The 13,065-nt window shown below is 62.6% G+C and carries 11 protein-coding genes and 1 riboswitch; of the genes, 6 read left to right on the plus strand and 5 right to left on the minus strand.

Going from position 1 to position 13,065, the window contains the following annotated elements:
• Positions 1-25: 25 nt before the first annotated feature.
• Positions 26-859 (minus strand): DMT family transporter, encoded by an 834-nt coding sequence (locus ACNQPL_RS19905; RefSeq protein ID WP_016501954.1) that lies wholly within the window; start codon positions 857-859, stop codon positions 26-28.
• Between the two features lie 292 nt (positions 860-1,151).
• Here ACNQPL_RS19905 and ACNQPL_RS19910 point away from each other — a divergent pair, with 292 nt between their 5' ends.
• Entirely contained in the window at positions 1,152-2,387 is a 1,236-nt protein-coding gene (locus ACNQPL_RS19910) for a sodium:proton antiporter (protein WP_346615401.1), read from the plus strand.
• A gap of 36 nt (positions 2,388-2,423) precedes the next feature.
• Here the strand turns inward: ACNQPL_RS19910 and ACNQPL_RS19915 are convergent, their stop codons facing one another.
• Positions 2,424-2,825 (minus strand): acyl-CoA thioesterase, encoded by a 402-nt coding sequence (locus tag ACNQPL_RS19915; protein ID WP_012274534.1) that lies wholly within the window; start codon positions 2,823-2,825, stop codon positions 2,424-2,426.
• Positions 2,826-3,004: 179 nt separating this feature from the next.
• A riboswitch (S-adenosyl-L-homocysteine riboswitch) is annotated at positions 3,005-3,102 on the plus strand.
• 20 nt (positions 3,103-3,122) lie between these two features.
• Between ACNQPL_RS19915 and ahcY the strand changes: the two genes are divergently transcribed.
• The 5 genes from ahcY to ACNQPL_RS19940 all read left to right on the plus strand — a co-directional run bounded on the left by ahcY (position 3,123) and on the right by ACNQPL_RS19940 (position 9,653).
• Positions 3,123-4,532, plus strand: a complete 1,410-nt coding sequence (ahcY, locus tag ACNQPL_RS19920) for an adenosylhomocysteinase (RefSeq protein WP_346615402.1) — start codon at positions 3,123-3,125, stop codon at positions 4,530-4,532.
• Positions 4,533-4,672: 140 nt separating this feature from the next.
• Positions 4,673-5,518: a methylenetetrahydrofolate reductase [NAD(P)H] gene (gene metF, locus ACNQPL_RS19925; RefSeq protein ID WP_346615403.1), complete on the plus strand. Its 846-nt coding sequence runs from the start codon at positions 4,673-4,675 to the stop codon at positions 5,516-5,518.
• A gap of 93 nt (positions 5,519-5,611) precedes the next feature.
• Positions 5,612-6,688: a hypothetical protein gene (locus ACNQPL_RS19930; RefSeq protein ID WP_416467669.1), complete on the plus strand. Its 1,077-nt coding sequence runs from the start codon at positions 5,612-5,614 to the stop codon at positions 6,686-6,688.
• Positions 6,689-6,752: 64 nt separating this feature from the next.
• Positions 6,753-7,541, plus strand: a complete 789-nt coding sequence (locus ACNQPL_RS19935) for a substrate-binding periplasmic protein (protein WP_346615405.1) — start codon at positions 6,753-6,755, stop codon at positions 7,539-7,541.
• A 219-nt stretch (positions 7,542-7,760) separates the two neighbouring features.
• Positions 7,761-9,653 (plus strand): DEAD/DEAH box helicase, encoded by a 1,893-nt coding sequence (locus tag ACNQPL_RS19940; RefSeq protein ID WP_416467670.1) that lies wholly within the window; start codon positions 7,761-7,763, stop codon positions 9,651-9,653.
• 59 nt (positions 9,654-9,712) lie between these two features.
• On the opposite strand, the gene ACNQPL_RS19945 is transcribed toward ACNQPL_RS19940, so the two are convergent.
• The 3 genes from ACNQPL_RS19945 to ACNQPL_RS19955 all read right to left on the minus strand — a co-directional run bounded on the left by ACNQPL_RS19945 (position 9,713) and on the right by ACNQPL_RS19955 (position 12,953).
• Complete coding sequence (locus ACNQPL_RS19945; protein WP_346615407.1) at positions 9,713-10,291, minus strand: YceI family protein; 579 nt, start codon at positions 10,289-10,291, stop codon at positions 9,713-9,715.
• A 31-nt stretch (positions 10,292-10,322) separates the two neighbouring features.
• Positions 10,323-10,874 carry a cytochrome b gene (locus tag ACNQPL_RS19950; protein WP_346615408.1) on the minus strand — a complete coding sequence of 184 codons (552 nt, stop codon included), beginning with the start codon at positions 10,872-10,874 and terminating at the stop codon, positions 10,323-10,325.
• A gap of 210 nt (positions 10,875-11,084) precedes the next feature.
• Entirely contained in the window at positions 11,085-12,953 is a 1,869-nt protein-coding gene (locus tag ACNQPL_RS19955; RefSeq protein WP_416467671.1) for an FAD-dependent oxidoreductase, read from the minus strand.
• Between the last annotated feature and the right edge of the window lie 112 nt (positions 12,954-13,065).

Here is a 13,065-nt window from a genome sequence, read left to right on the forward strand (position 1 = left end):
GACAGGACTCCTATCAATCGTGAGGTTAGAGCTTCATCACCAGCATGCCTGCCAGCACCAGCCCGCAAGCTAGGAGTCTTGGCCCGCCAAAAGGTTCTTTGAGGTAGCGCATACCCAGCAGCACCACCAGGATCACGCTCAACTCACGCAAGGCCGCCGCCTCGGCCACCGAGCCCAGGTGCATGGCCCACAGCACCAGCGCATAGCTGAACAGCACGCAAAACCCTACCGCCAGCCCCAAACGCCACTGCGTTCGCCAAAACAGCACGAACGGTGCCCGCCGCGCCACGCTGGCCAGCAGCGGGAATTGCCAGGCACTGAGCAGGGTCAGCCATACCAGGTAGTCCCACGGCTTACCCCACAAGCGCACGGCCTGGCCGTCGAACCAGGTGTAGCAGCCGATGCACAGGCCGATCAGCGCCACCACCGGCAGCATCGACCAGGGCAGCCGGTCACCGCCGCCGCCCTGCCACAACAGGCAAGCCATGCCACACGGGATCAGCAGGATGCCGATGATCTGCTGCTGGCTGAGCGACTCACCGGCAAACGCCAGCGTCAGCCCCAGCACCACCAGCGGCGACAGCCCGCGCATCAGAGGATAGACCAGCCCCAGGTCGCCCACTCGGTAGGCCTTGATCAGCAGGTAGCGGTACAGCTGCTCGGCCAGCGCCGAGGCTATCAGCCAAGGCCATATCTCCGCCGGCGGCACATCGACGAAGGCCACAGCCAGCACTGCGAACACCAGCGCCACCGTGTCCATACTGGCGATCACCAGCAAGCGCTCGCCGCTGAATTTGATCAGGGTATTCCAGGTCGCATGCAGCAGGGCGGCGACCAGCACCAGGGATGTTGCCAACACGCCTTCTTGTCCTTATGGCTTTTCATGGCTGTGAATATATAGCGTTCGGGGGCCGCTGTGCGGCCCAATCGCCGGCAAGCCAGCTCCCACATTGACCGCGCCGCTTTCAAGGCTGATGCCGTACATGTGGGAGCTGGCTTGCCGGCGATTGGGCTGCGCAGCAGCCCCCTTACATGGGAACGATTGGAACGAATCCGGTCAAAGCTTGTGTCCCGAACCCCGCGCCAGGTCATCAAAGAACTGCCCGAGCCATTCGGGTTACGACTTGGAAGCCATTTTTACAGGACCTGGGATGCTTGAATTAGTTGCCGCGTTTATCTGCCTGACCACCCTCCTCACTTACGTCAATTACCGCTTTATCGGCCTGCCCCCCGCCATCGGCGTGATGGTCACGGCGTTGCTGTTCTCGCTGATGCTGCAGGGTTTGAGCCTGATCGGCTTCCCTGGCCTGGAAGAACGCGTTGAAGGGCTGATGAACCAGATCGACTTCAATGACCTGCTGATGCACTGGATGCTGGCGTTCCTGCTGTTCGCCGGCGCGCTGCACGTCAACCTCAGCGATCTGCGCAGTTACCGCTGGCCGATCGGTTTGCTGGCAACGATCGGGGTGCTGATCGCCACCGTGGTGATCGGCTACCTGTCGCACTGGGTGTTCGCGATGTTCGGCTGGCAGGTGCCACTGATCTACTGCCTGCTGTTCGGCGCACTGATTTCGCCCACCGACCCGATCGCCGTGCTGGGCGCACTGCGTACCGCCAACGCCTCCAAACCGCTGAAAACCACCATCGTTGGTGAGTCGCTGTTCAACGACGGTACGGCGGTTGTGGTGTTCACCGTGTTGCTCGGCATCATCCAGCTGGGCGAAACCCCGAGCATTACCGACACGGCGATTCTGTTCGCCCGGGAGGCCATCGGCGGGGTGGTGTTCGGTGGCCTGATCGGCTACGCCACCTACCGCATGATCAAAAGCGTCGAGCAGTACCAGGTCGAGGTCATGTTGACCCTGGCGCTGGTCATCGGCGGTTCGGCGATGTGCTATGAGCTGCATGTTTCGGCGCCGATCGCGATGGTCGTGGCCGGCTTGATCATCGGCAACCTGGGGCGCAACCTGGCGATGAACGACATGACCCGTCGCTACATGGACGGCTTCTGGGAGCTGATCGACGACATGCTCAATGCCCTGCTGTTCGCCCTGATTGGCCTGGAACTGTTGCTGCTGCCATTCAACTGGCTGCACCTTGCCGCAGGCGGTGTGCTGGCGCTGGCGGTGCTGCTGTCGCGGCTGCTGACCGTGGCCCCGGCGATTCTGCTGCTGCGCCGCTGGCGCAGCGTGCCCAAGGGCACCATCCGCGTTCTGACCTGGGGCGGGTTGCGCGGCGGCGTGTCGGTAGCGCTGGCGCTGTCGCTGCCGCTGGGCGAGGAGCGTGACCTGCTGCTGTCGATCACCTACATCGTGGTGCTGTCGTCGATCCTGGTGCAGGGCCTGAGTGTCGGCCGGGTGGTGCGCAAGGTCAGTGCACAACCCTGATGAAAACCCGGGGCCGCCTGGCGGCCCCAGTACTTCCTACTCCACCGCGCTGTCTGGGAACTGATCCTGGACGTACTTGATCTCGGTCCGCCCGTGGGCCGCCGGCAGACCATCCTCGCCCAGATTGACGAAGACCATCTTGTCGACCGTCAGGATGCTCTTGCGGGTGATCTTGTTACGCACTTCGCACTTGAGGGTGATCGAGGTGCGGCCGAATTCGGTAGCGGTGATGCCCAGCTCGATGATGTCGCCCTGGCGCGAAGCACTGACGAAATTGATCTCCGACATGTACTTGGTGACCACGCGCTGGTTGCCGAGCTGGACGATGGCGTAGATTGCCGCCTCTTCGTCGATCCAGCGCAACAGGCTGCCACCGAACAGGGTGCCGTTGGGGTTGAGGTCTTCGGGTTTTACCCATTTGCGGGTGTGAAAGTTCATCTGTACTCCTGACCTGCTTGGCTAACGTGGAGTAATGATGGCAGAGCGGCCGCCGGCGCTCCATTGAACATCGACTATCGTCGCGATTAATCGACAGAAAGCCTTGGGTGTGTCACACGGCCAAGGCTATAATCGCTGCCGTTTCACATGGCTGCCCACAGCGGCGCCATGCCCGCCACCCACCCGAGGGGCGCTGCAGCAGGGTCACCCTGTCAGGCTCGGATGGGGCGTTGTCCGCTCCCGCGGACGCTCAAACGCACAACGGCGCCCATTCGCACACTACGAATGGAGGCTCTCATGAGCGCTGTAAACACGCCTGCAGGTTTTACCGATTTCAAAGTCGCCGACATCTCCCTGGCCGCCTGGGGCCGTCGCGAAACCATCATCGCCGAATCGGAAATGCCTGCCCTGATGGGCCTGCGTCGCAAGTACCTCGCTGAGCAGCCGCTCAAGGGTGCGAAGATCCTGGGCTGCATCCACATGACCATTCAGACTGCCGTGCTGATCGAAACCCTGGTTGCCCTGGGTGCCGAAGTGCGCTGGTCGTCCTGCAACATCTTCTCCACCCAGGATCAGGCTGCTGCCTCCATCGCTGCCGCCGGCATTCCTGTTTTCGCCTGGAAAGGTGAAACCGAGGAAGAGTACGAGTGGTGCCTGGAGCAGACCATCCTCAAGGATGGCCAGCCTTGGGACGCCAACATGATCCTCGACGACGGCGGCGACCTGACCGAGCTGCTGCACAAGAAATACCCGGCCGTGCTGGACCGCGTCCACGGTGTTACCGAAGAAACCACCACTGGCGTGCACCGCCTGCTGGACATGCTGGCCAAAGGCGAGCTGAAAGTCCCGGCGATCAACGTCAACGACTCGGTCACCAAGAGCAAGAACGACAACAAGTACGGCTGCCGTCACAGCCTGAACGACGCCATCAAGCGCGGCACCGACCACCTGCTGTCGGGCAAGCAAGCCCTGGTGATCGGCTACGGTGACGTGGGCAAGGGTTCGGCCCAGTCCCTGCGCCAGGAAGGCATGATCGTCAAGGTCACCGAAGTTGACCCGATCTGCGCCATGCAGGCCTGCATGGACGGCTTCGAGCTGGTCTCGCCGTTCATCGACGGTATCAACGACGGCACCGAAGCCAGCATCGACAAGGCCCTGCTGGGCAAGATCGACCTGATCGTCACCACCACCGGTAACGTCAACGTCTGCGACGCCAACATGCTCAAGGCCCTGAAGAAGCGCGCCGTGGTCTGCAACATCGGCCACTTCGACAACGAGATCGACACCGCCTTCATGCGCAAGAACTGGGCGTGGGAAGAGGTCAAGCCGCAGGTGCACAAGATCCACCGCACCGGCGCTGGCGACTTCGACCCGCAGAACGACGACTACCTGATCCTGCTGGCCGAAGGCCGCCTGGTGAACCTGGGTAACGCCACTGGCCACCCAAGCCGCATCATGGACGGTTCGTTCGCCAACCAAGTACTGGCGCAGATCTTCCTGTTCGAGCAGAAGTTCGCTGACCTGTCGGCCGAGAAGAAAGCCGAACGCCTGACCGTTGAAGTGCTGCCGAAGAAGCTCGACGAAGAAGTGGCCCTGGAAATGGTCCGCGGCTTCGGCGGCGTGGTCACTCAACTGACCAAGCAGCAGGCCGACTACATCGGCGTGACTGTCGAAGGCCCGTTCAAGCCGCACGCTTACCGCTACTAAGCTAAGCGGCAAGCGCCAGGGGGATGCCGCCTGGCGCTTGTAGTCGTTGAATCTTGATCGATGCCCAAGCCAGGCCGGCCCACACCGCCCTGGCTTTTACTTGCAGCTTGCGGCCCTGGCTTGCAGCTGAGGAAACAGAGATGTCACAAGAACGCCGCTACAGTTTCGAATTCTTCCCAACCAAGACCGATGCCGGTCACGAAAAGCTGATGGGCGTTGCCCGCCAGTTGGCTGCCTGCAACCCGGACTTCTTCTCCTGCACCTACGGTGCCGGTGGCTCGACCCGCGACCGCACGCTGAACACCGTGCTGCAGCTGGAAAGCGAAGTGAAGGTGCCGGCCGCCCCGCACCTGTCGTGTGTCGGCGACACCAAGGATGAGTTGCGCGCCCTGCTGGCCCAGTACAAAGCGGCCGGCATCAAGCGCATCGTCGCCCTGCGTGGCGACCTGCCGTCGGGCATGGGCATGGCCAGTGGCGAACTGCGCTATGCCAGCGACCTGGTCGAGTTCATCCGCCAGGACAGCGGTGACCACTTCCACCTGGAGGTTGCCGCTTACCCGGAAATGCACCCGCAGGCGCGCAACTTCGAAGCCGACCTGAGCAATTTCGTGCACAAGGTCAAGGCCGGTGCCGACAGCGCCATCACCCAGTACTTCTTCAACGCCGAGAGCTACTTCTACTTCGTCGAGCGTGCGCAGAAGCTGGGCGTGGACATTCCTGTAGTGCCCGGCATCATGCCGATCACCAACTACAGCAAGCTGGCGCGTTTCTCCGACGCCTGCGGCGCCGAGATCCCACGCTGGATCCGCAAGCAGCTGGAAGCCTATGGCGACGACACCGCCAGCATCCAGGCCTTCGGTGAAGAAGTGATCACCCGCATGTGCGAACAACTGCTGCAAGGTGGCGCGCCAGGCCTGCACTTCTACACCTTGAACCAGGCCGAGGCGAGCCTGGCGATCTGGAACAACCTGAAGCTGCCTCGCTGAAACTTTTTGGCAAAGTCCCATTCAGAAATGCTTAAGGCTTTAGTCATAGACTAAGGCCTTATTTTTTTCTGGTTCAAATGGGTTTAGCCAGCCATGCAGCCTCTCACGCTCTCGCGCCCCCAGCTGGTCTACCTGGCCTTCGGCCCGGCCACCTACCATCAGGAAGCCTGCTTCAGTATCGTCAGCGCCCTGGCCCACCTGGGCACCTCAGCTGGCGAGGCCCTGGATATCCAGGTCTATACCGACAACCCGCAACCCTACAGCCAGCTGCCAGTTACCGTTCATCACCTCGATGAGGCAACGCGCACAGCCTGGAACCAGCCCCACGGGTACCATTTCCGCAGCAAGCATGTGCTGTTGCGCCAAGTGCTGCAGCAACACCCGCTGGCCGTGCTGATCGACACCGACACGTTCTTTCGCAAGTCGCCGCTGCAGCTGTTCCAGCGCGTCAAGGCTGGCAACCTGCTGTGCAATGCGATCGGCGGGCGCTACGGCGAAAATCAGAAGTGCCTGCTTTACAAGAACCTGCTGAATATCCTGCAGGCTCGGGGCCTGGCTGACTGCCAGATGCCGCTGGTCAACTCCGGCGTGATTGGCCTCACCCGCGAAGATGCAGGCGTACTGGACCACTCCGTCGCCCTGATGGACGAATTTCATCCGCTGGCCCGCTCGGCCTACACACTGGAAGAGTTCTGCCTGGCCGTGGCGGCGTATCGCAAGCTGGCATTGGCCGAATGCACCGACGTGATCCACCACTACTGGAGCCGCAAAGCTCAATTCCGCGCCAAGATCCAGGCCTGGCTGCGCAAACACGGTGAACAACCGCTAAGCGCCGCTGCCCTCGCCGATGTGCTGCTGGTGAACGATCAACTGCCACGCCCCCCTACCCTGCAACGCTTGGGTTACAAAGCCTTGAGCCTGACCATGCCTAGCCGCGAGCGGCAATTCGCCCGTGAATTGCTGTATGGCAGCTACCCCTACCCCAACGAGTTCGACCGCGCCTGCGCGTCGGCCTGGTGGGACAAGGCGCTGGAGAACCTCAATGCGCGATATGGCCGCATGGAGCCGGAGCAATTGCGCCAATGCCTGCGCCACCCGGGCCTGCGTCTTTCGCTGGGTGCCCGGCGCAAGGATATCGAAGCGCATCTGCTTGAAGCATCTCAACGCTGATTCGGCTCTGCACAGCCCTGCGGCTTCACTGGCCTTGCCCTGGCCGAGCGCGTAATCTCGCGCCATGCCACACATCGCCTACCTGTTCTGCATCCTGCTGCTCGCCTGCCTGAGCCCGTTGGCGCAGGGCGAACGGCTGCGCCTGGTCAGCGACGACTGGGCGCCTTATGTGTATCAGGATGCGGGGCAGGCAAAAGGCATCGACTACGAAGTCACCACCGAAGTGTTCAAACGCCTGGGTGTCGAGGTGGAATGGCTGTTCATGCCCTGGAAGCGATGCCTGGCCATGGTCGAGCAGGGCCAGGCCGACGGCGTGATGGACATCTTCATGGTCGACTCGCGCAAGGCCTACCTGATCTACCCGCTGGAACCCATGTCGGACGTCGAGTTCGTGCTGTACCAATCCAGCCGCCGCCGCCACGTCATCAGCCAGCTCAGCGACCTCAGCAACCTGACCGTGGGCACCTCGCCAGGCTATGCCTACGGCGCCGAATTCAACGAAGCCTCCGGTTTTCGTAGAGAGTCAGCACCCAGCCACGAAGCCAATTTCGGCAAACTGGCGCTCGGGCGCATTGATTTGCTGGTCACTGATCGCCTGGTCGGGCGCTATTTGCGCCGACAGCTCGGCCTCGAGCAGCAGGTCGAGGAACTCCCTTTGCTGATCAGCCAGCAGGCGCAATACCTGGGCCTGGCGCGCAAACCTGGCCGCGAGGCGTTGGCCCAGGCCTTTACCGAAGAGCTGCGGCGCTTCAAGCAGGAGCCCGCATTCCTGGCGATAATCGAACGCTACATCGGCGACCCCGGCCATCTTCCTGACGCCGTTGAGCAGCAGGAAAGCAGCACGCCGCGATAGCTCTGTTATACTCGGGCCTTCCCGCCCGGCTCACGCCCGGACGCTCGGCCTCGCAACAGGCATCCCGATCGGCATCGACGCCCCCTTGGCGTCCACCCTCCGTTTTCCGGATGTGCAGTGAAAGCCCAGCTGGACCGGACGCGATCGCATCCCTCCGATGCCCGTCGCGCCAGGCAGAACATCCCTACGGGCCCAGCCCACACGAGAACAGGATTGCCCATGTCCTTTGCTTCCCTCGGTCTCTCCGAGGCTCTTGTCCGCGCTATCGAGGCTGCGGGCTACACCCAGCCGACTCCGGTGCAACAGCGGGCGATTCCCGCCGTGTTGCAAGGCCGCGACCTGATGGTTGCCGCACAGACAGGTACTGGTAAAACCGGCGGCTTCGCCTTGCCGATCCTTGAGCGTCTGTTCCCGGCAGGCCACCCCGACAAATCCCAGCGCCATGGCCCACGCCAACCCCGCGTGCTGGTGCTGACCCCGACCCGCGAACTGGCGGCTCAGGTGCACGACAGCTTCAAGGTGTATGCCCGCGACCTGCCGCTGGTCAGCGCCTGCATTTTCGGCGGGGTTGGCATGAACCCGCAGATCCAGGCCATTGCCAAGGGCGTCGACGTCCTGGTGGCCTGCCCGGGGCGCCTGCTCGACTTGGCCGGACAAGGCAAGGTCGACCTGGCCCACGTTGAAATCCTGGTCCTGGACGAAGCCGACCGCATGCTCGACATGGGCTTCATCCATGACGTCAAGAAGGTCCTTTCGCGCCTGCCGGCCAAGCGCCAGAACCTGCTGTTCTCCGCGACCTTCTCCAAAGACATCACCGACCTGGCCGACAAGCTCCTGCACAACCCGGAGCGCATCGAGGTCACTCCCCCGAACACCACGGTCGAACGGATCGAGCAGCGCGTCTACCGCCTGCCAGCCAGCCACAAGCGCGCGCTGCTGGCGCACCTGATCACGCTGGGTGCGTGGGAACAGGTGCTGGTATTCACCCGTACCAAGCACGGCGCCAACCGCCTGGCCGAGTACCTGGAAAAACACGGCCTGAGCGCCGCTGCGATCCACGGCAACAAGAGCCAGAACGCCCGCACCAAGGCCCTGGCCGATTTCAAGGCCAACAGCGTGCGCGTGCTGGTCGCCACCGACATTGCCGCCCGTGGCCTGGACATCGACCAGCTGCCGCACGTGGTCAATTTCGAGCTGCCGAATGTCGAGGAAGATTACGTTCACCGTATCGGCCGTACCGGCCGTGCCGGGCGCTCGGGCGAGGCTATTTCGCTGGTTGCGCCGGACGAAGAAAAACTGCTCAAGAGCATCGAGCGGGTCACTCGCCAGAAGATCGCTGATGGCGACCTGATGGGCTTCGACGCAAGCCAGGTGGAAGCCGAAAAACCAGAAGTGCGCGAACGCCCGCAGGGCAACGGCCGCGGTGGTCGCAACCAGCAGGCGCGTGGCGACGGCAGCAAAGACGCCAACGGTGGCCGCAAGGACAAAGGCAAGGATAAAGGCAAGGCCAAGCAGCAAGCTGCTGACAAGCCTGCCGACAAGGAAAAGTCCGCCGACAGGCAGCAACAGCCGCGCAAGCCACGTGACAAGAAACCGCGTCAGCAGCAAGCCGGTCAGAACAGCGCGCCGAAAGCTCCAGCCGACCGTGCCCCGGATGAGTTTCTGGACGACGAAGTGGATAACTTCGGTAACCGTGCCGACTACGTCAGCCCGTACCAGAACGCCAAGAACCAGGGCCGCAACCGTCGCCCGGGTGCTGCTGCCGGTGCCGGCGGCCAGGCCAACGCGCCACGCAGCAACAGCGGTGGTGGCCAAGGCCGTAATGGCAGCCAGCCGCGCAGCGCCTCTGGTGAAAAACGCCCACCCCGCAGCAACAATGGTGGTGGTGCACGCCGCGACAACAACGGTGGCGGCCGCAACCGCTCGGCCGGTCGCGATGATGCATCGCGCCAGGAACCGGCAGTGCGCAGCTCGCGCGAGCCGCAAAACCAGCCGGTGATCATCCGCAAGGAGTCCAAGCTCGATCGTTACCCGACGCCTGAGCAGCTGGATGACCTGCCAAGCCGCCCACGCGGTGAGCGCCCAGCGCTGCTGACCCGCAAAGGCTCATAACCGAGCTGCACAAAAAAACGCCGCCCAATGGGCGGCGTTTTTTATTGCGTAAGCGAGGCTTACTTCTGCTTCACACCTTCGAGACTGATATCCAGGTCCAGGGTCTGCGAAGTGGCGCCCGGGCCCTTGATGCCGAAGTCGTTCAGGTTGAGGGTGGTGGTGGCGTTGAAGCCAGCACGCTCACCGCCCCACGGGTCCTTGCCTTCACCGTTGAAGGTGGCCTTGAAGGTGACGGGCTTGGTCACGCCGTGCAGGGTCAGGTCACCGGTCACGTCGGCGGTCTTGTCACCGGTCGATTTCACAGCGGTGGACACGAACTTGGCGTTTGGATACTTCTTCACGTCCAGGAAGTCGGCGCTGGCGATGTGCTTGTCACGCTCGGCGTGGTTGGACCACAGGCTGGCGGTTTTCAGGTCGACATTGATTTTACTGGCTTCAGGCTTGGCGCTGTCCCAGGTGAAGGCGCCATCGAAGTCCTTGAAGGTACCGTGGATGAAGCTGTAGCCCAGGTGGCTGATCTTCCAGTCGACGAACGCGTGCTGGCCTTCCTTGTCGATCTTGTAATCGGCTGCCATGGCCTGGCCAGCGGAGAACAGGGCGGTACCGAGCGCCAGAGCGGCAAAAGTCTTTTTCAACATCCTTTCTATTCCTTGCAATTGAGGTTGAGAGTCAAGCTTTGCGGCCCAGCATACGGCTCAGGGTCGCGTCACGGTCGATGAAATGATGCTTGAGGGCGGCAAGGCCGTGCAGCACGGCGAAAATCACCACCCCCCAGGCCAGCCACAAATGAACCACGCCAGCCAGGTCCGCCTGGTCGGGCAGGTCGCTGATCAGCGCCGGCACCTCGAACAGGCCGAACACCGGTATACCGACACCGTCGGCGGTGGAAATCAGGTAACCGGCGATCATCACCGCAAACAGGCCCAGGTACAGCGCCAGGTGCCCCAGCTTGGCCGCCACGCGGGTAACTGCCCCGTGGTTGGCCGGTGCCGGTGGTGGTGGGCTGATGAAGCGCCACAGCACACGCAACAGCATCACTGCCAACAGTACCAGGCCGATGCTCTTGTGCAGGTCTGGGCCGGATTTGCGCCAAGGGCTGTAGTAGTCGAGCCCGACCATCCACAGGCCCAGGCCGAACAGGCCGAAGACCGCCAGCGCCACGCCCCAGTGCAGGACAATGCTGACCGCGCCGTAGCGAGAAGATGAGTTGCGCAGTTGCATGATGACGTGTTTCCCCGTGAAAGCTGTACACAGACTAACGCGTAACGTATCGAATAAAAGCTGAAAAAATTGCTTTGGATTATCGACAAATCCGATAGCTAGTGTGCGAGTTTGCTATTAAGGAAACATTAACGATAGCGGGTAATTCTAGGTTGTCAGCTGCGGCCCTATCGTCGGCAAGCCGGCGATAGGGCCAGTACAGGCATCACATCAGTTGGCTTTGGCCTGGGTGTTGGACACGGCTTTCTTCGCAGGCTCCGATTTGGCGGTAACCTTCTTGGCCTCCACAGGCTTGTGCGCTTGCTTCGCCGCCGGCTTGTGCGCTGGCGCATGCTTGGCCGGTGCTGCCTTGTTGGGCGCTGGCTTGACAGGCTCTTGCTTGGCGACCGGTGCCGGTACCACAGGCGCCGGAGCGGCTACAGGAGCGGGCGCCGGCGCCACTTCTTCGGCCTTGGCAATTGGCGCAGTCTGCACCTCTGGCTTGTCCGCACCGCCGAACATGCGCGAGAAGAACCCTGGCTTGTCCTGCTTGGCGTCTTCAGCCTTCACCGGTTCAGCCTTGGCAGGGGCGTTGTCGGCTTTATCACCTTTGTCGGACGAGCCGCCAAACATGTTCGAGAAGAACCCGCCCTTGTCTTTGCTCGCCGCCACACCCGCTGCCGCTGCCGCCGCGACCGGCACAGCCTTGGCCGGGTCGAACGACTTGCCGGCCAGCAGGTCCTGCACCTGGCTGGCGGCGCGTTGGCCGCTGCGCAGGGCGCCTTCCAGGGTGCCTGGGTAGAGCGCATCGGTGTGTTCGCCGGCAAAGGTTATGCGTTGTACCGGACGCTCCCACAGGCGCCAGTACTTGCTGATCTGCCCCGGGCCGTACGCCAGGTAGGCACCGCCAGTGCCGGCGTCGGTGCTGTAGCGCTTGACCTCATAGCCGGTGAACGCACCGCGGGCCTGTGGATAGAACGCATGCAGGCGGATCAGTACCTGGTCGACCATCTGCTTGTCGCCGAATGCCTGCAACAGGCGGGCATTGTCACCCGACAGGTTGATCACCACGTTGGCGCCACCCTTGAGCGCCGGCTCGATCCACAGCATGCCCAGGCCTGCGTTGCTGAAAATTTCTCCAGACATGCGCGAGCGGCTTTCCCACACTGGCTGCTTGAACTTGAGCATCAGCTGGTCGCGCCAGCCATAGTTGGTGCCTTTCAGTGCCGCAACGTGCTGGGTGTCCAGGCCCGGGGTCATCTGGATCTTGGCCAGCGCCCGCAAAGGCACGGCCATGACCAGGTAGTCGGCCTGGTAGCTGGTGCTGCCGACCTTGACAGTGACACCGTCCTTGTCCTGCACGATGGCGGTGACCGGCGAGCTGGTCTTGATCGTTTTCAGCTGTTTGACGAAGGCCTGGGCCAGCACCGGGCTGCCGCCCGGCAGGCGCGATGCACGCAGGTCACGGTCGCTGACGCCGCGGTAGACGCGGTTCTGCTGGGCGAAGTACAGCAGCGACAGGCGCGACGGTTCATCGTAGCGGCTACGAATCTGCTGGTTGACCAGCTGTCGCGCGGTGCTCGGCAGCTGCAGCTTGTCGAGCCAGGTGGACACGTTCATCTGGTCAAGGGCAAACAGCGTGCTGGTCGCCTGCGGCTTGAGCGGGTCATCGATCGACCGGGCCAGGTCGTCGAGGGTTTTTTCGTAACGCTTGAGCGCCTCGGCGGTGGCCGGCTGTTTGGTGGCCAGATCGCTGGCGCTGAAGTATTCACCGTCGATCAGGTAACCCGGCGTACGGACGAACTCCGGCGCCGGCAGGGTTTCCAGCTTGAAGCGGTCGAGGTACTGGTTGAGCACCGGCTGGGCCTTGCTGTTGCCGATCCACTCGCTGGTGGCCAGGCCCGAGCGGCCGCCCATGCCCGACTTGGCTTCCAGCAAAGTCACCTGCCAGCCCTTGTCCTGCAGTTCGTAGGCAGCCGTCAGGCCTGCCAGGCCACCACCCACCACGATTGCCGAAGGTGTCTTGTCCTTCGCCAGCGCGGCGCCGCTGGACACACCGATCAATACCAACGCGCACAGGCGCACCCAAGCAGCAGCCATGATGGCGAACTCCGAGTTGACGTTACAGAAATGGGAAGAGGCAGGAATGCCCCGAGAGACTATGCGTTAAGAATACGTCAGGTCTGGGCACCCTGCCACCACAGCGACATCA

The sequence above is a fragment of the Pseudomonas sp. LFS044 genome, assembly GCF_047978245.1.
In the GTDB taxonomy this organism is placed as follows: domain Bacteria; phylum Pseudomonadota; class Gammaproteobacteria; order Pseudomonadales; family Pseudomonadaceae; genus Aquipseudomonas.

Bases quoted from the DNA above. Each gene is read 5' to 3' on its own strand.
- ahcY (WP_346615402.1), top strand. From the start codon at position 3,123: ATGAGCGCTGTAAACACGCCTGCAGGTTTTACCGATTTCAAAGTCGCC.
- ACNQPL_RS19930 (WP_416467669.1), top strand. From the start codon at position 5,612: ATGCAGCCTCTCACGCTCTCGCGCCCCCAGCTGGTCTACCTGGCCTTC.
- ACNQPL_RS19950 (WP_346615408.1), bottom strand. From the start codon at position 10,874: ATGCAACTGCGCAACTCATCTTCTCGCTACGGCGCGGTCAGCATTGTC.
- ACNQPL_RS19955 (WP_416467671.1), bottom strand. From the start codon at position 12,953: ATGGCTGCTGCTTGGGTGCGCCTGTGCGCGTTGGTATTGATCGGTGTG.
- ACNQPL_RS19935 (WP_346615405.1), top strand. From the start codon at position 6,753: ATGCCACACATCGCCTACCTGTTCTGCATCCTGCTGCTCGCCTGCCTG.
- ACNQPL_RS19915 (WP_012274534.1), bottom strand. From the start codon at position 2,825: ATGAACTTTCACACCCGCAAATGGGTAAAACCCGAAGACCTCAACCCC.
- ACNQPL_RS19940 (WP_416467670.1), top strand. From the start codon at position 7,761: ATGTCCTTTGCTTCCCTCGGTCTCTCCGAGGCTCTTGTCCGCGCTATC.
- metF (WP_346615403.1), top strand. From the start codon at position 4,673: ATGTCACAAGAACGCCGCTACAGTTTCGAATTCTTCCCAACCAAGACC.
- ACNQPL_RS19910 (WP_346615401.1), top strand. From the start codon at position 1,152: ATGCTTGAATTAGTTGCCGCGTTTATCTGCCTGACCACCCTCCTCACT.
- ACNQPL_RS19945 (WP_346615407.1), bottom strand. From the start codon at position 10,291: ATGTTGAAAAAGACTTTTGCCGCTCTGGCGCTCGGTACCGCCCTGTTC.